The sequence below is a fragment of the Bacillus sp. FSL K6-4563 genome, assembly GCF_038630405.1.
Lineage (GTDB): Bacteria > Bacillota > Bacilli > Bacillales > Bacillaceae > Bacillus > Bacillus pumilus.
Genome location: NZ_CP152030.1, coordinates 1,173,344 through 1,189,424 on the forward strand (window position 1 = coordinate 1,173,344; position 16,081 = coordinate 1,189,424).

18 protein-coding genes are annotated in these 16,081 nt (G+C 39.5%); 12 read left to right on the plus strand and 6 right to left on the minus strand.

All coding sequences use genetic code 11. The annotated features are described in order from the left end of the window. From MHH54_RS05685 to spxA, 6 genes are all read left to right on the plus strand, one after another. A complete protein-coding gene (locus MHH54_RS05685; protein ID WP_050945283.1) occupies positions 1–918 on the plus strand; it encodes an ABC transporter permease in 918 nt (305 codons plus the stop codon). A gap of 3 nt (positions 919–921) precedes the next feature. Further along, on the plus strand, positions 922–2,010 hold the full coding sequence (locus MHH54_RS05690; protein WP_095117782.1) for an ABC transporter ATP-binding protein: 1,089 nt from the start codon (positions 922–924) through the stop codon (positions 2,008–2,010). Position 2,011: 1 nt separating this feature from the next. Next, complete coding sequence (locus tag MHH54_RS05695) at positions 2,012–2,932, plus strand: ATP-binding cassette domain-containing protein (protein ID WP_106029964.1); 921 nt, start codon at positions 2,012–2,014, stop codon at positions 2,930–2,932. Between the two features lie 106 nt (positions 2,933–3,038). Then, the gene (locus tag MHH54_RS05700; RefSeq protein ID WP_050945281.1) at positions 3,039–3,326 is read left to right on the plus strand and encodes a hypothetical protein; all 288 of its coding nucleotides are present in this window, start codon (positions 3,039–3,041) and stop codon (positions 3,324–3,326) included. A 137-nt stretch (positions 3,327–3,463) separates the two neighbouring features. Beyond that, positions 3,464–4,042, plus strand: coding sequence for a GNAT family N-acetyltransferase (locus MHH54_RS05705; protein WP_058014295.1), 579 nt, complete (start codon positions 3,464–3,466; stop codon positions 4,040–4,042). 193 nt (positions 4,043–4,235) lie between these two features. After that, the gene (spxA, locus tag MHH54_RS05710; protein WP_003211421.1) at positions 4,236–4,631 is read left to right on the plus strand and encodes a transcriptional regulator SpxA; all 396 of its coding nucleotides are present in this window, start codon (positions 4,236–4,238) and stop codon (positions 4,629–4,631) included. A gap of 39 nt (positions 4,632–4,670) precedes the next feature. Here the strand turns inward: spxA and MHH54_RS05715 are convergent, their stop codons facing one another. Continuing rightward, positions 4,671–5,336 carry a TerC family protein gene (locus MHH54_RS05715; protein ID WP_106032344.1) on the minus strand — a complete coding sequence of 222 codons (666 nt, stop codon included), beginning with the start codon at positions 5,334–5,336 and terminating at the stop codon, positions 4,671–4,673. Positions 5,337–5,598: 262 nt separating this feature from the next. Between MHH54_RS05715 and mecA the strand changes: the two genes are divergently transcribed. From mecA to pepF, 4 genes are all read left to right on the plus strand, one after another. Next, positions 5,599–6,264 carry an adaptor protein MecA gene (mecA, locus tag MHH54_RS05720; protein WP_050945278.1) on the plus strand — a complete coding sequence of 222 codons (666 nt, stop codon included), beginning with the start codon at positions 5,599–5,601 and terminating at the stop codon, positions 6,262–6,264. An 85-nt stretch (positions 6,265–6,349) separates the two neighbouring features. Further along, positions 6,350–7,870 carry a cardiolipin synthase gene (gene cls / locus MHH54_RS05725; RefSeq protein ID WP_106032345.1) on the plus strand — a complete coding sequence of 507 codons (1,521 nt, stop codon included), beginning with the start codon at positions 6,350–6,352 and terminating at the stop codon, positions 7,868–7,870. A 161-nt stretch (positions 7,871–8,031) separates the two neighbouring features. Continuing rightward, positions 8,032–9,192: a competence protein CoiA family protein gene (locus MHH54_RS05730; RefSeq protein WP_106032346.1), complete on the plus strand. Its 1,161-nt coding sequence runs from the start codon at positions 8,032–8,034 to the stop codon at positions 9,190–9,192. Between the two features lie 214 nt (positions 9,193–9,406). Continuing rightward, positions 9,407–11,233 (plus strand): oligoendopeptidase F, encoded by a 1,827-nt coding sequence (gene pepF, locus MHH54_RS05735; protein ID WP_284906233.1) that lies wholly within the window; start codon positions 9,407–9,409, stop codon positions 11,231–11,233. 100 nt (positions 11,234–11,333) lie between these two features. On the opposite strand, the gene MHH54_RS05740 is transcribed toward pepF, so the two are convergent. The 5 genes from MHH54_RS05740 to MHH54_RS05760 form a co-directional block, all read right to left on the minus strand. After that, positions 11,334–11,507 (minus strand): hypothetical protein, encoded by a 174-nt coding sequence (locus MHH54_RS05740; RefSeq protein WP_003211988.1) that lies wholly within the window; start codon positions 11,505–11,507, stop codon positions 11,334–11,336. A gap of 295 nt (positions 11,508–11,802) precedes the next feature. Beyond that, the gene (locus MHH54_RS05745; protein ID WP_268493137.1) at positions 11,803–12,714 is read right to left on the minus strand and encodes a ClpXP adapter SpxH family protein; all 912 of its coding nucleotides are present in this window, start codon (positions 12,712–12,714) and stop codon (positions 11,803–11,805) included. Then, positions 12,711–13,109, minus strand: a complete 399-nt coding sequence (locus MHH54_RS05750; RefSeq protein ID WP_008355333.1) for a thiol management oxidoreductase — start codon at positions 13,107–13,109, stop codon at positions 12,711–12,713. The genes MHH54_RS05745 and MHH54_RS05750 overlap by 4 nt, the downstream gene beginning before the upstream one ends. Positions 13,110–13,383: 274 nt before the next feature. After that, the gene (locus MHH54_RS05755; RefSeq protein ID WP_003212377.1) at positions 13,384–14,151 is read right to left on the minus strand and encodes a lytic transglycosylase domain-containing protein; all 768 of its coding nucleotides are present in this window, start codon (positions 14,149–14,151) and stop codon (positions 13,384–13,386) included. Positions 14,152–14,172: 21 nt separating this feature from the next. Beyond that, positions 14,173–14,751, minus strand: coding sequence for a CYTH domain-containing protein (locus MHH54_RS05760; protein WP_003212158.1), 579 nt, complete (start codon positions 14,749–14,751; stop codon positions 14,173–14,175). Positions 14,752–14,987: 236 nt separating this feature from the next. On the opposite strand from MHH54_RS05760, the gene MHH54_RS05765 reads away from it, so the two are divergent. After that, entirely contained in the window at positions 14,988–15,353 is a 366-nt protein-coding gene (locus MHH54_RS05765) for a hypothetical protein (RefSeq protein WP_003210805.1), read from the plus strand. Between the two features lie 33 nt (positions 15,354–15,386). Continuing rightward, positions 15,387–16,016 (plus strand): GTP pyrophosphokinase family protein, encoded by a 630-nt coding sequence (locus MHH54_RS05770; RefSeq protein WP_003211990.1) that lies wholly within the window; start codon positions 15,387–15,389, stop codon positions 16,014–16,016. The last annotated feature ends 65 nt before the right edge of the window (positions 16,017–16,081 follow it).

Sequence of the window (16,081 nt, forward strand, 5' to 3'; positions counted from 1 at the left end):
ATGGAAGAGATGAGAAAAGACTTATTTGTGCCGGCGACGGCTGATGCAGCAGAATCTGAAAAAATTTCTAAACCTAGTCTATCTTTATGGAAGGATGCTATGCTTCGCTTCCGTGCAAATAAACTTGCAATGGTTGGGCTTACAATTATTTTCATTGTTGTGATGCTGGCGATCTTCGTTCCGGTGTTTTCTAAATATGATTACTCTACGACAGATTTGCTTAATGCAGATCAGCCGCCTTCAAAAGAGCACTGGTTCGGTACGGATGATTTAGGCCGAGACATGTTTGTTCGTACATGGGTTGGGGCAAGAATTTCGATCTTTATCGGTCTTGCAGCAGCTGTTCTTGACGTGATCATCGGTATTATCTGGGGAAGTATTGCTGCATTCAAAGGCGGACGTACGGACGAAGTGATGATGCGTATCGCAGACGTTTTATGGGCAATCCCAACACTATTAATGGTTATTTTAATGATGGTTGTTCTGCCAAAAGGATTATTAACGATTATCCTCGCCATGACAGTTGTAGGCTGGATTAACATGGCACGTATTGTTCGGGGACAGGTTTTACAATTGAAGAGCCAAGAGTACGTTCTTGCCGCACAAACATTAGGTGCGAAAACATCTAGACTTTTATTTAAACACTTGATTCCAAACTCAATGGGACCAATTCTTGTCACGATGACACTAACAATTCCTTCGGCTATTTTCACGGAGGCATTCTTAAGCTATCTAGGGCTTGGTGTACCAGCTCCATTAGCTAGTTGGGGAACAATGGCGTCTGACGGAATTCCAGCCATGACTTACTACCCGTGGAGATTATGGTTCCCAGCCGCATTTATCTGTATTACAATGTTTGGTTTTAACGTGGTTGGAGACGGACTAAGAGACGCTTTAGATCCGAAGTTGCGTAAATAAGGAGTGATTAGGATGGAACGTGAACGTATTCTAGAGGTGAAAGACCTTGCAATCTCATTTAAAACATATGGTGGAGAGGTTCAAGCCATTCGTGGTGTGAACTTCCACTTAAATAAAGGCGAGACACTTGCTATTGTAGGTGAATCTGGCTCTGGTAAAAGTGTGACATCACAGGCCATCATGAGATTAATTCCGATGCCGCCGGGTTATTTCAAGCGCGGACAGATCCTGTTTGATGGGCAAGATATTGTCAAGAAAACTGAAAAACAAATGCAAAACATTCGAGGAAAAGACATCTCAATGATCTTCCAAGATCCGATGACTTCCTTGAACCCAACGATGAAGGTCGGGAAACAAATTACAGAAGTGCTGTTCAAGCACGAACAAATTTCAAAAGAAGCGGCTGAAAAAAGAGCCATTGAATTACTGGAGCTTGTTGGAATTGCAATGCCTGAAAAAAGAATCAAACAATACCCACACGAATTTAGTGGCGGGATGAGACAACGGGTTGTCATTGCGATGGCACTTGCAGCAGATCCAAAGCTATTGATTGCCGATGAGCCGACAACAGCTCTAGATGTAACAATTCAGGCGCAAATTTTAGAATTAATGAAAGAAATTCAGCAAAAGGTTGAAACGTCAATTATCTTTATTACACATGATCTAGGTGTTGTCGCCAACGTCGCTGATCGTGTAGCTGTTATGTATGCAGGTCAGATTGTTGAGACAGGAACTGTTGATGAAATTTTCTACAATCCACAACATCCGTATACATGGGGACTATTGGCATCAATGCCAAGCCTAGACACAGATGGCGGAGCTGAAGGAAAGCTGACTGCGATCCCAGGAACACCGCCAGATCTGACAAACCCGCCGAAAGGAGATGCATTTGCACTCCGAAGCGATTATGCAATGAAAATTGACTTTGAACAAGAACCGCCAATGTTCAAAGTATCAGATACGCATTATGTGAAATCATGGCTACTTCATCCAAATGCACCTAAAGTTGAACCGCCTGCTGCTGTAAAGGCGAGAATGCGTGAACTAGAAGGTAGCTACGAAAAACCTGTATTAGTAAAAGAGGGTGAATAGCATGGCAGAAAAATTGTTAGAAATCAAAAATTTAAAGCAGCATTTCCATACAGCAAGAGGAACGGTGAAAGCAGTTGACGGCGTTTCATTTGATATTTACAAAGGTGAAACACTAGGTCTTGTAGGTGAGTCTGGATGTGGTAAGTCGACTACGGGCCGATCTATCATTAGACTTTATGATGCGACAGATGGCGAGGTTCTTTATAAAGGAGAAAATGTACACGGGAAGAAATCAAGACAAAAAATGCTTGAGTTCAACCGTCAAATGCAGATGATCTTCCAAGATCCATATGCCTCACTGAACCCTAGAATGACAGTCCTTGATATCATTGCAGAAGGCATCGACATTCATGGTCTTGCGAAATCAAAGCAAGCGCGTAAAGAGCGTGTGTACCAGTTGCTTGAAACCGTTGGATTGAACAAAGGGCATGCAAACAGATATCCGCATGAATTCTCTGGTGGTCAAAGGCAGCGTATCGGAATTGCCCGTGCATTAGCAGTTGAGCCAGATTTTATCATTGCCGATGAACCAATCTCTGCATTAGATGTGTCGATTCAAGCGCAGGTCGTTAACTTAATGAAAGAACTGCAAGAAGAAAAAGGCTTAACGTATTTATTCATTGCCCATGACCTGTCCATGGTAAAATACATCAGCGATCGTATTGGCGTGATGTATTTCGGGAAATTGGTAGAGCTGGCACCAGCGAATGAATTATACGAAAACCCGCTTCATCCATATACAAAATCATTACTATCTGCGATTCCGCTTCCAGATCCAGATTATGAGCGTAACCGCAAGCGAATCAAGTATGATCCGTCCGTTCACAAAGGAACAAACACTGATTTCCGTGAAGTGAAGCCAGGTCACTTTGTGAGCTGCACAGAGGAAGAATTCAAAGAGCTTCAGGCAAAACAATTATAAGAAGGAAGGAGCACTGCTATGTCAGTGCTTCTTTTTTTTATTTTACAAAAAAACGAGATGATGGTAATTTCTAGTTAACAACAAGCGGGTTCTAGGAGGAAATCAGATGTCGATATGGAAGACGTTTCGTTATTCATTCTTTCACTTTCTCATTGTATTCATGCTTTTTTCAACGTCTTTTTTGAGAAAGCCAAATGGAGGACAGTGGATGCTCATATTTATGGTGCTCATTGGCATCGTGTCTTTTTCCGTGGAATATATGCTTCACCGGAAAACAAGCAATCAGAAAGAGGAAGCACGGCGCAGCAAGTATCTTTATTTCATCATGTTCCAAACTGGGATGACACTTATCCTGTTTGTCTGTTTTCAATTACTCATGAATCGTTCGATATAAAACTTTTTTTCTGTTGTTTGAAAAAAAGTGAAACTAGAGGAGACTTTGCTGCGTCTTACTAGTACAGGCGTTTAAATAGCAGGAAATCGGGAATATCTAAGGAAGTGGTTCTTAACGATATCATAAGGAGCGGATCCATGAATTGGTATGAAAAGCTCAGTGAATACTTCCCGATAGAAGAAATGAAGTCAAAAGAGCATATGGAAGCTTTATTAAAGGAAAGAAGTGATGTTTATCATAAGGAGGAAGGACCTCATCATGTGATGATGTACGCCGAATTTGATAATTTTATCTTTATTGATTATTTATTTGTTTCCAGAGATGCAAGAGGTGAAGGCCTCGGATCAAAGCTCATTCATAAGCTGAAGGAAAAAAAGAAACCGATCTTGCTTGAGGTTGAGCCTGTAGATGAAGATGATGCAGATACTGCAAAACGCCTAAAGTTTTACCAAAGAGAGCACTTCAAGCATGCAGAATCAATCGGTTATAAACGCAGGTCACTTGCAACAAATGAAGTGAACCGCATGGAAATCCTTTATTGGTCGCCTCTTACAGATAATGAAGAAGAAATGATGGAGGCTATGAGGAAAACCTATGAACGAATCCATACGTATAAAGATGAAGAATGGTATGGGCAGTCGTATGAAGATGTTGATGATGTATTGAAGGTCATTGAAAATAGAAAACAAAAAAATATTTTCGATCATCTCGACTAAATGAGAATGTTCAGACATCAAGCAACACGAGAAAATGAATGAAATTGTCTAGTTTTTGTCACAAAAATTGCAAGAAAATCTGTTCACACTTACTTTTTTATAGTATAATCACTATAAAGATTACTTATTTAGAACAATTTTAATTTAAGAATACAGATCAATATTCATTCTACAAATTGAGGAGTGAAGATTTATGGTAACATTATACACATCACCAAGCTGTACATCATGTAGAAAAGCAAGAGCGTGGTTAGAAGAGCACAATATTCCGTATCAAGAGAGAAACATCTTTTCAGAGCCTCTTTCAATCGATGAAATTAAAGAAATTCTTCGAATGACTGAAGACGGTACAGATGAAATTATCTCAACACGTTCAAAAGTATTCCAAAAGCTAAATGTGAATGTTGAGACAATGCCTCTTCAACAATTGTATAAACTGATCAATGAGCATCCAGGTCTTTTAAGACGTCCAATCATCTTGGATGAAAAAAGACTACAAGTTGGCTACAATGAAGATGAAATTAGACGTTTTCTTCCAAGAACGGTTCGTACATTCCAACTAAGAGAAGCTCAGCGACTTGCTAACTAATAGAAAAACGAAAAGCTGCCGATCATTTGGCAGCTTTTTTTATTTATTTTCAGCCGTTTGTTCGTAAAACAGGCTGGCTAAAATGACCATGACGACCGTTAAAAACGGAAGCATCAATTCAAGAGTTGCATGCTGAGCCATAAATTCATTCAATTTCACATCACGAACAATCATTTCACCGCCAGTAAAAGCCAAAAGAGCACTTCCTCCGTATAAAAGAAACGGGAATTTGGTGAAAGCGGCATGAATCACCTTACTTCCCCAAATAATAATCGGTACTGAAATCATCAGGCCAAAAGCGGTCAGCAGCATGTTCCCTTTTGCCGCTCCTGCAACTGCAATCACATTATCAAGTGACATAAAGAGGTCGGCAATCACAATGGTCTGAACCGCACGCCAAAGGGAGCCGCTGCTTTTAATGCGAATTGATTCTTTCTTTTGCTCAATTAACAAATTGTATCCTATATAAAGGAGAAAAAGTCCACCGATAAATTGCAAATAAGGGATGGTCAATAAATAAACTGCGGCACCTGTCATTGTAATTCTCATCAGCACTGCCAAAAGTGTGCCGATCCATATGGCTTTATTGCGTTTGTCATTTGACAAGCTGCGGCTAGCCATCGCAATGATTAACGCGTTATCTCCGCCTAAAATCAGATCGATGCCAATAATCATCAGTAAGGATATGATCCATTCTGTTTCCATCCATTTCACCTCATGTCTAATAGAGCTCGTACAACCAATATATGAAGACAATTCAAATATATGTTTCTGTAAGTTTTCTCTGCAAAAAATGCGTTTTTATTTCTTTTATTCATGTTTTATCATAAAATAGACAGTACGAAGCAATACCTCAATTCTTTAAAAGGTTAACATGTAGACGGAACGGGTAAAGTGTAGTAAAGTACTATTAATTGGGAGCTTGTATGTCCCTTCAACATCTTATATAGAAGGGAAGGTTGGCAAAATGGAAATCGAAAGAATTAATGAACATACAGTGAAATTTTATATTTCCTACGGTGATATTGAAGACCGCGGATTTGACCGTGAAGAGATTTGGTATAATCGTGAACGCAGTGAAGAGCTGTTTTGGGAAGTAATGGACGAAGTGCACGAAGAAGAAGAATTTGCAGTTGAGGGACCGCTTTGGATTCAAGTGCAGGCACTTGACAAAGGTCTTGAAATTGTCGTGACGAAAGCCCAACTTTCTAAAGATGGACAAAAGCTCGAATTGCCGATTCCAGAAGATAAAAAAGATCAAACAGATGAAGAAAGTCTAGACGCACTGCTTGATGATTTTCAAAAAGAAGAGCAGGATCAAGAAGACCATAATGAGAAGGACAAAAAACTTCAACTTCAATTTGTGTTGAAAATGGATGACTTTGAAGATTTGATTGCACTTTCTCAATTAAATATGCAGGATTTTACCTCAAGTTTATATTCGTTTGAAAACCGTTATTATCTATATGTTGACTTCCACGAGGATTTGTCAGATGAGCAAGTGGAGAATAAGCTCAGCATTTTGCTTGAATATGCTCATGAATCAGTGGTCAGCATTTACAGACTGAAAGAATATGGTCAGCTGATTATCGAAGGAAATGCCCTTGAAACGATTCAACAGCACTTCTCGTAACCAACAAAAGTCGATTTCTATAGAGGAATCGGCTTTTTTATCGGAATGAATAGGTAAATAAAGAGATCGGCAAGGAGAAAATGAAATGAGAAATTTAGTCAAAGTTCTATTTTTTCTTATCATTACGATAGGTGCTTATTTAGTCATTCAATTAATTGCCGGTGATTTAGCGGTAAGTGTATTAAGTTCAGTCAGCGTTCTGTTCACTTTATCGATTATCTTCATCGGGTTTGTCATATTCTTGGAGAACCGGAATCCATCTCAAACGATAACGTGGCTTGTCCTGCTTGGCAGCTTTCCGTTATTCGGCTTTTTGTTCTATATTTTCTTTGGACGCAATATCAAAAAGCGCCGGTTGTTTGAAAAGAAAGCCATCCTGGACGAACAGTTAATCCAGGAAGATGAACATATTCATAGAGAAGCGATTGAGAAAATGACGCATATGGGTGATCATCAGCAGCTCTTATTTAAGCTGGCCCACAGACTTGGACATACCCCTATTACGTATCGCACGTCCTCTAAAGTCCTGACGAATGGAGAAGAAACATTCTCTCATATTTTTGAAGAAATCAAAAAGGCAACGCATCACATTCATTTAGAATATTATATTCTCCGCCACGATGACCTTGGACAAGAATTAAAGAATATTCTCATTGATAAAGCGAAAAATGGCGTGATTGTCCGCTTTTTATATGACGATGTAGGGAGTTTAAAGCTCTCTCGTCAATATATTGCTGACCTCGAAAAGGCTGGCGTTCAGATCGTTCCATTTTTACCCGTGAGGCTGCCTCTGTTAAATAATAAAATCAATTTCCGAAATCACCGAAAAATTGTCGTGATTGATGGAGAAGTTGGATTTGTTGGCGGGCTAAACATTGGAGACGAATATATGGGCAGAAGCAGACAATATGGATTTTGGCGTGACACCCATTTGATGATTAAGGGTGAAGCTGTTCGTGATCTGCAGCAGATTTTCATGCAGGATTGGTACTATATGACGAATGAGAGATGTGCAGGTGTGGAATACTTCAAAGATTTCACCCACATTGAGATTACAACAGAAGGCGTACAAATGATTGCTGGTGGTCCTGATAAACAGTGGGAGGTCATTAAAAATCTCTTTTTCTCCATGATTATCTCTGCCAAAAAGTCTATTTGGATTGCTTCACCATATTTTGTGCCGGATGATGATATTTTGTCTGCATTGAAAATTGCTGCATTAAGCGGAGTAGACGTACGGATTATTGCACCGAAGAATCCAGATAAACGGATCGTCTTCCATGCGTCCCGTTCATACTTCCCGGAGCTTTTAGAAGCAGGGGCAAAGGTGTATGAATATGATCAAGGCTTTATGCATAGTAAATTTATCATTGTAGATAGCGAGCTGGCTTCGATAGGAACGGCCAACATGGATATGAGAAGCTTTCATTTGAATTTTGAAGTGAATGCCTTCCTCTATAAAACGAAAAGCACTGAGAAGCTCGTGAACGACTTTTTAGGTGATTTAGAGCAGTCGCACGAGATTGTCCCAGAAGAATTTGCAAAGAGACCGTTAAGGGTAAGACTCTTTGAATCAACAGCAAGATTATTATCGCCATTACTATAAAGATTGTATTTTCCCCCTTTTTATCAGGGGGTTTTTTCATTTTCCTCAAGAAAACTTCAGTAAAATCATATTTTCACACAATAAAAGCTCATTTTGCCTATTCGCTCTCTTATAGACGAACAAGCTATAATACGGTCATCAAAGACTAAGGGGCGAGCTGAATGAATACAGCGATCATGGATAATGGAAAGCTTATTCGAATTACACATCACTTATCTAAAAACAGGTTGGACCATGTCAGGACGACGTGCAAATTTTACTGCCCTGAATGCAGGGAAGAGGTGCAATTAAAGCTTGGTGAACAACGTGTTTATCATTTTGCACATAAACAGCTGACAGCATGTCCACTAGCCTCAGGCGAAACGGCTTATCATCAGGCGGGGAAAGAAGCCATGATGAATTGGCTTCAGCAGCTGGGACATAAACCGGTGCTTGAAAAGTATGTGTCAAAGGTTCATCAGCGTCCTGACGTGACAGTCTCTATTGGAGGAACAAGCTATGCAATCGAATATCAATGCTCAAATATTTCACGGCAAGAGCTCCGTAAAAGAACAGCAGGACTCCGCGAAGCAGGGCTCTTCCCTATATGGGTCCTAGGAGCAAATCGTTTAAAGCGAAAATCTGCCCAGCTCTTTTCCTTCTCCTCCATTCATTGGGGAATGCTAAGGGAATCACAGAAAGGAAGTCTGATTTTTTATTGTCCGCTCCAGAATCGATTCATCCATCTTGCTCAACTCCTTGTATTTCAACCAACGAAAATATGTGCTGCCATGACTGTCAGACCGCCAACAGCATACCGCAAACTTTCGGATATCCTATCGCCGCCCTCAAGCAAGCGTCAAGTTTCTAAGCAATGGCTAAGATGCATACAGCAATTTAGGCAGCGGCCTCCTCGCATTTTATCAAATGAAAGCAAACGGTTGAGAGACGTTTTTTATGAGTATCATCAAACAGCTTTCCCTTTTCTACCGGCTGAATTATTTATCCCGCTGCCAGAAGCGTACATCTTTACAAGTCCCGTTTATGTCTGGCAAGGGTGTCTATATGATTGGATAATAAGGAAAAAAGGAAGCAGTCCAGTGACGATTCAACTGCTGATGAAAGAAATCAAGCGGTGTATCCAGATGAAAGAAGTAAAGCTTCGATATGGGGATGTTTCAATAGAAGAATTAAAAGAGGTTATCACATCATATGTTCATGCGCTTGTCAGACAAGGGTTTTTACACATGACGAAAGAGGGTAATTATGAAGTAGCGTCAAATCAAATGCCGATACAAACAGTAGATGAAGCGTTCAAACGAGATGCTTTCTTATTTCATTAGCATGTTTCATGCCCACTTTGATCATGATAAGAAAAAGGTGGTGCTGCGATTGAATAGAAAGAAACGCTTTTTTCTCATTTTTTTAGTCTGTTTGGTATTTATTTCTGCATATGATTTGACAAATATAGTTCAAAACAAAGAAGATAAATACAACACCAATTTCTTTCACTTTCCGAAAGGTTGGTTCAACACAACTTATGCAAGGGGGATTCATATGACTTCACAAAGCAAAAACAACCATTTACCAGACAGAAGCGAAGTAAAAGAAGAAAACAAATGGCGACTTGAAGATATTTTTGAAAGCGTCGATGCATGGAATAAGGAATTCGAAGCGGTCAAAAAAGAAATTCCTAAGCTCGCCCAATTTAAAGGCAAGCTCGCCCATTCTGCTGATGTACTGTATGAAGCCCTAACCTTTCAGGATCAGCTTTCTGAAAAGCTTGGTAAGCTTTATACATATGCGCACATGAAATACGATGAGGATACAACTAACTCATCATTTCAAGCGCTGAATGATAAAGCATCGAATTTATTTACACAACTCTCTAGTACTTCTGCTTATATTGTTCCAGAGATTTTATCGATTCAAGAAGATAAATTGCAGCAGTTTATTCTGGAAAAAGAAGAATTAAAACTGTATTCTCATGCTCTTGAAGAAATTAATAAAGAACGTCCACATATTTTAAGTGAGGAGCAAGAGGCCTTATTAGCTGAGGCATCTGAACCTCTCTCAACTTCATCTACTACTTTTAGTATGTTTAACAATGCTGATATTTCGTTCCCTTCTGTAAAGGATGAAAATGGGGAAGAAAAGAAAATTACCCACGGCAACTTTATCACATTTTTAAACAGTGATGACCGTGAAGTGAGAAAGAATGCCTTTAAAGCTGTGTATAAAACGTATGATCAGTATAAAAACACGCTTGCTTCGACACTGAGTGGTTCGATTAAAAAGGATAATTTTTATGCAAAAGTACGAAATTATAAATCGGCAAGAGAATCAGCACTATCTCGAAACAGTATCCCAGAAGAAGTATATGACAATCTAATTGATACAGTTCATCAATATTTACCGTTATTACACCGTTATATTGAATTGCGTAAAAAGGTGTTAAAGCTTGATGAAGTGCACAATTATGACTTGTATACGCCACTTGTAAAAGATGCTGGCATGAAGCTAACCTACGATGAAGCAAAGGATTATATGCTAAAAGGGTTAGCGCCATTAGGAGAAGAATATGTGTCCGTGTTAAAAGAGGGACTCAATAATCGCTGGGTAGACGTTTATGAGAATAAAGGGAAACGTAGCGGTGCGTATTCATCTGGAAGCTATGGCACAAATCCATATATCCTCATGAACTGGCAAAATAATATTGATAATTTATTTACACTGGCTCATGAATTTGGGCACTCCGTCCACAGCTACTATACAAGAAAGCACCAGCCATATCCGTATGGAAACTACAGCATCTTTGTAGCTGAAGTAGCTTCTACGACAAATGAAGCGTTACTTGGCGAATACCTGCTGAATCATCTAGATGATAAAAAGCAGCGTTTGTATGTGTTAAATCACTTGCTAGAAGGATTTAGAGGAACGGTATTCAGACAGACGATGTTTGCTGAGTTTGAGCATTTGATTCATGTGAAAGCACAAGAAGGAGAGGCTTTAACGCCAGAATTCATGACGAACCTTTATTACGACCTGAATAAGAAGTATTTTGGAGACGGCATGGTTGTGGATAAAGAAATTGGATTAGAATGGACGAGAATCCCTCACTTCTATTACAACTATTATGTCTATCAATATGCTACAGGCTATAGTGCTGCACAGGCATTAAGCAAGCAAATCTTAGAAGAAGGAAAACCTGCGGTGGAGCGCTACACAGACTTCCTTAAAGCAGGAAGCTCTGATTATCCAATCAATGTGCTGAAAAAAGCGGGTGTTGATATGGCTTCCAAAGAACCAATCGAAGCAGCATGTCAATTGTTCGAAGAAAAATTGAAAGAAATGGAAGAGCTCATCTCTAAAACGGGTGAGTAATGAAAAGACTTCTGTCAGGCGTGTGAGTGAAAACTCATCTTTTGACAGGAGTTTTTTTCACAAAAAAGACCTCTTCACATGTAGAGGCCGTTCATTATCATCAACCTTTAAATCCTTTAAAGGTCTTCCGGTGGTTCATTCGATAAAGTGTAAAAAGTATTGTAGCAAATAAGAGTGGCGATGTGAGATAAAGAGGAAGCATTTTCATTAAGCCTAATATGTTTAAAAAGAAACATAAGCCAATGGAAACAAGTCCAATGGTTGTGCTGCGCATGCAGATCCCTCCATTTTTTCGTTACTTTCACTATATGAAAGTGACAACCCTCTTATGTTTTGTGACAAAAATATGAACATATAGTATATCTGTTGTCATAAGTCGACAAAATTTGATATACTAAAGATGTGAAATTAATCACATACAAACATTACCCCTTTGTTTGACCGTGAAAAATTTCTCCCATCCCCTTTGTTGTCGTTAAGACATAGTGAAACCGCGCTTATCCCGGCGCGGTTTCTTCGTGGTTTAAAAAAGAACAAACGTTCCTTTTGAGGTAAAGAAAAAACATGGGTCAGCACCCATGTTCATTCTCACAGCGATAGACATCAATATCTGAATGATGATCATCTTCTTTATAGCGCCAAAACATTTCTTGATGCACTTGTACACGTTCGACTTTTTTAGCGAAAGCCAGCTTTTTCATTTCTCGTTCAACTTCATCAAGTGTCAGGTCATAAACGACCGCAATCTCTTTGGCAGATGCAAATTGAAAGTAAGCAATAAACCATTCAATTGGAGGCCGTTCTGAAGGGGTTGGTTTTTCACCAATCATTTCAAAAAGGATTTCCTCGTATACATCATAAGAGTACGCACCTGAAATTTTTAATCCTTCATCTCCGTTTACTGTATTAAAAAAGGCAAAGGTCGGAAGCTCAGACACGTCCATTTCAGCGGCAATTTTCATATCACATTTTAGTGCTTTGACAGCACTTTGAGAATGAATATCGCGCTGGAATTCCTCGATGTCTAGTCCAGCGCTTTTTGCATTTTCTAGCAGTACATGTTCACTTGTGACATCTTGCTGATGGCAAAAAAGTGATTCTTGAATGAGACGCAGAAATTTCATTCCGCATTTTCTGCCTTGAAGTTCAGCCGCTTTTAATGCAAGCGAGGCGAGATACGGTGAAGTCACAATTTGTTCAGACAGCATTTGTTCTTTTTTGGTCTGAGTTTTGGTCGCAAATTTCCCCCATGCTTCGGTCAGTAAATGCTTTTTTCGTTTTCGATTCAATGCATTAATACTAGAACTTGTCACCGTTCGTAAAGTGAAAAAACGGCCGTACTTCATTTTTAATTTTTTAATGGATGGTTCTAATAACCAGCAGTCTGGACTTAGAGGGTCAATGAATACATAGATTTCAATCGGCTTTTGAGGATGTCCGTGACAGTGTGAGAAATATTGATCGTGCGTATTGCAGCTCAAGATCGTCCATCCTTTTCAGGTGTTTGATTGACCATATGACGAGCCGTTAAAGAAAGTCGCTCAAATAAAAAGTCACGAATATCGCCGGTTAATCCTACTTGATCCATCGCATCCTCCATGCATTCAAGCCATGCGTCAGCCCGCTCCTCAGTAATTGGAAAAGGGAGATGTCTCGCCCTTAGCATAGGGTGGCCATGCTCCTCTGTATAAAGCGGGGGTCCGCCTAAATATTGGGTTAAAAACTGTTTTTGTTTTCTTGCTGTTTCTTTTAAGTCATCCGGGAAAATAGGATGAAGCAAAGGATGACACTTTACATTTTCATAAAAAGTATCAACAAGTTGCGATAGAAGTTCCTCTCCAACCGCTTCGTAAGGTGCGTTAAACGATTGTACCATGTTGACTACTCCTTTTACTCGTAGTTAATAGGATGAAGCGCCCTATTGTGAATTCATTTATTTCAAAAGTGATATTCAGTTTGTTCTATTTTAATGTTTCTATTCTTGTACTTATTTTAACAACCTCATCTCAATTCCACAAACAAACCGCTTTGGTCTATTGGAAATAAGGGGAGAGGTGGGTTCCGTGATCAATTGACCATATCATAACACATTCAGTCAAAAAAGGGTGAAAAGCGACATACAAAAAACCGAAGAGGTTATTCTCTTCGGTTTAAGCGAAATATTGTGCTGTAATTTTCTTTACATAATTTTGTGTTTCTTTAAATGGTGGAATGCCGCCGTATTTATCAACATTTCCTGAGCCTGCATTATAAGCAGCTAAGGCGAGTGAGACATTTCCATTATATTTCTGAAGCATTTGTTTGATATACTTCGTGCCGCCTTCGATGTTCTGGGCCGCATCAAAGGCATTATTCACGCCAAGTGACTTAGCTGTAGATGGCATAAGCTGCATAAGGCCAAGCGCGCCTGCATGGCTGACCGCATTCGTACGATAGCCAGATTCTTGCTTGATGACCGCATGAATTAGCTTTTCTGGAACACCATGTTTTTGAGCCATTTGTGACACAATTTGATTAATTTCCTTTGATGATGAGCCGCTTGAAACAGCCTTTTGAAGCGGCGGCGTGTAGCTGTTGTTTAAGACATTTCCAATACCATTTGCTGTATTCAATTGAGCGTCATTCGCATATGAAGGTTGAGCTTGAAGCTGCTCACCGCCAGCGATAGCAGATAAGTATGGGTTTGTACGCGCGTATTGCGTGTTCGGAGCCGTTGATGGGTCCGTTCCCATAAATGCAGAAATTGAAAGCGGCAGACGTGATAATTCTGATCCGCCTAAAAAATCTTGCAGCAGCGACTGAAATGAAGCTTGAGCATTCGATTCTTGGCCGCCCGGCATTTGCGTTTGTCCAGGGTCTGATTGTAACGTTTTAAGCGCTTGGAGCTGCATAAAGGATTGAAGTTGATTGACGTTCATCATATTCCTCCTTCAAGGAATTCATCTATTCTGTGTTTTCATTTTCTCTTCATAAAAACGTACGACTTTGTTTTTCGTGTTTCGTACAGGGATTTGGAATTGTTGGAGCAATGCGGAGAATGCGGCTTGTCCGATTTCCAGGTCGCTCACTTCAAATTCAAGTTCATAGTCCTCTACTGTTAAATATCGGCTGTGATCCAAAACAATTAAGCCTTCTTTGATCATTTTTTCAGCTCTTGACGTTTCAAGTGAACCAAAATACACAATTTGATCCTTTTGAATGTTCAAATGATCTAGCCTGTCAGCCACTTCACCTTTTGGCAGCTGAAAATCGTCAAGGCTTGAAGGAGGAGCGATCGTTTGGTGGGTTTCGAGCAAGCCTATTTCGTGTGGTTCCTTTAACGTGAGAACCCACTGACCGTTTCTTTCTCTCATTCTTAATGCAGCGAATTGAGATTTTATATCAAATTGAGGTGTATCAAAGTAATGGTTGGTTTGCGTGTGAAAATCCGAATCCTTCAATTGAAAATGTTGTTTCAACTGTTCAAATTCTTCTTTCATTAACAATTGCTTTAGTTCTATTTCAATTTCCTGTGCCATTTTGACATCAACCTTTCATTTAGAGGAAATATGATTATTGTACATGAAGTATGTTCATCATGTAAAAGACTGTTTTTATCTATTATTTCTCTTTCCGCATGTGCCAAAATCAATGAATAATTACGTGAAAGGATCATTTATAAGAAGAAAATAGGTTTTTCTCAATAAGTTCGGTTTATCAATATTGAACTTGATATGATAAAATAAAGCTGTACTTTGTTGTAAAGGAGATCATGATGCAAAACCGAATTGAAATCGCAGAAGCAACTTTAAAAGAAGACAGGCTGATTTTGACGACCAAGTCAGAAGAGCAAATCCAAAAAGCAAAAGCATCAGGACAAATGCTTGTTGATTCTGATCACTTTGCGTTCGTTTACATACTTGAAAACGAGGAGTCCTTTTCATATCTTATCTTAGGGAAACATACATGGACTCCATTAAAAGAAGCAATGAATCTTGACATCCCTGTCTATTTGACAGCGGGAGGACATTCGTTAGAACTCATTCAGCTTCATCAAGAATTACATTATTTAATCGACAATATTAAAGACAATGCCAATTACGGAGATATGGAAGAGAAAGTGAAGAGCACATTCCTCTGAAATAATTAGGTATATGGAATTGGGGGAAGTTTCATGGACAAAAAACAATGGGATCAATTCCTCGCACCGTATAAACAAGCAGTCGAAGAATTAAAAGTGAAACTAAAAGGCATTCGAAAGCTGTATGAATTCGAGGATGACCATTCACCAGTAGAATTTGTTACAGGCCGAGTGAAACCTGTTGCCAGCATATTAGAAAAGGCAAAGCGTAAAAACATCCCAATGCATGAAATCGAAACGATGCAGGATATTGCTGGGCTTCGCATTATGTGCCAGTTTGTAGAAGACATACAAGTCGTGAAAAAAATGCTCCAGTCACGAAAAGACTTCGTGGTTGTTGATAAACGCGACTATATTGCAGAGCATAAAGAAAGCGGATACCGTTCGTACCACCTTGTTGTGTTATATCCGCTGCAAACGATTAATGGAGAGAAGCAGCTCCTCGTCGAAATCCAAATTCGTACACTTGCGATGAATTTTTGGGCGACCATTGAGCATTCTCTGAATTATAAATATAGCGGGAATATCCCGGAGAAAGTCAAGCTGCGCCTTCAAAGAGCTTCCGAGGCAGCATCTCTTCTTGATGATGAGATGTCTGAAATTAGAGGGGAAATTCAAGAAGCACAAGTGGCATTTTCCCGGAAAAAGAAAAACGATAGCTGAGCCTGTGCTTGATCAAATATGATGCTGCCCTCTCATAGCAGCAAGGTGGAAAAGGAGAAGAATTC

Bases quoted from the DNA above. Each gene is read 5' to 3' on its own strand.
- MHH54_RS05685 (WP_050945283.1), top strand. From the start codon at position 1: ATGGAAGAGATGAGAAAAGACTTATTTGTGCCGGCGACGGCTGATGCA.
- MHH54_RS05695 (WP_106029964.1), top strand. From the start codon at position 2,012: ATGGCAGAAAAATTGTTAGAAATCAAAAATTTAAAGCAGCATTTCCAT.
- MHH54_RS05700 (WP_050945281.1), top strand. From the start codon at position 3,039: ATGTCGATATGGAAGACGTTTCGTTATTCATTCTTTCACTTTCTCATT.
- MHH54_RS05705 (WP_058014295.1), top strand. From the start codon at position 3,464: ATGAATTGGTATGAAAAGCTCAGTGAATACTTCCCGATAGAAGAAATG.
- spxA (WP_003211421.1), top strand. From the start codon at position 4,236: ATGGTAACATTATACACATCACCAAGCTGTACATCATGTAGAAAAGCA.
- MHH54_RS05715 (WP_106032344.1), bottom strand. From the start codon at position 5,336: ATGGAAACAGAATGGATCATATCCTTACTGATGATTATTGGCATCGAT.
- mecA (WP_050945278.1), top strand. From the start codon at position 5,599: ATGGAAATCGAAAGAATTAATGAACATACAGTGAAATTTTATATTTCC.
- cls (WP_106032345.1), top strand. From the start codon at position 6,350: ATGAGAAATTTAGTCAAAGTTCTATTTTTTCTTATCATTACGATAGGT.
- MHH54_RS05730 (WP_106032346.1), top strand. From the start codon at position 8,032: ATGAATACAGCGATCATGGATAATGGAAAGCTTATTCGAATTACACAT.
- pepF (WP_284906233.1), top strand. From the start codon at position 9,407: ATGACTTCACAAAGCAAAAACAACCATTTACCAGACAGAAGCGAAGTA.
- MHH54_RS05740 (WP_003211988.1), bottom strand. From the start codon at position 11,507: ATGCGCAGCACAACCATTGGACTTGTTTCCATTGGCTTATGTTTCTTT.
- MHH54_RS05750 (WP_008355333.1), bottom strand. From the start codon at position 13,109: ATGGTACAATCGTTTAACGCACCTTACGAAGCGGTTGGAGAGGAACTT.
- MHH54_RS05755 (WP_003212377.1), bottom strand. From the start codon at position 14,151: ATGAACGTCAATCAACTTCAATCCTTTATGCAGCTCCAAGCGCTTAAA.
- MHH54_RS05760 (WP_003212158.1), bottom strand. From the start codon at position 14,751: ATGGCACAGGAAATTGAAATAGAACTAAAGCAATTGTTAATGAAAGAA.
- MHH54_RS05765 (WP_003210805.1), top strand. From the start codon at position 14,988: ATGCAAAACCGAATTGAAATCGCAGAAGCAACTTTAAAAGAAGACAGG.
- MHH54_RS05770 (WP_003211990.1), top strand. From the start codon at position 15,387: ATGGACAAAAAACAATGGGATCAATTCCTCGCACCGTATAAACAAGCA.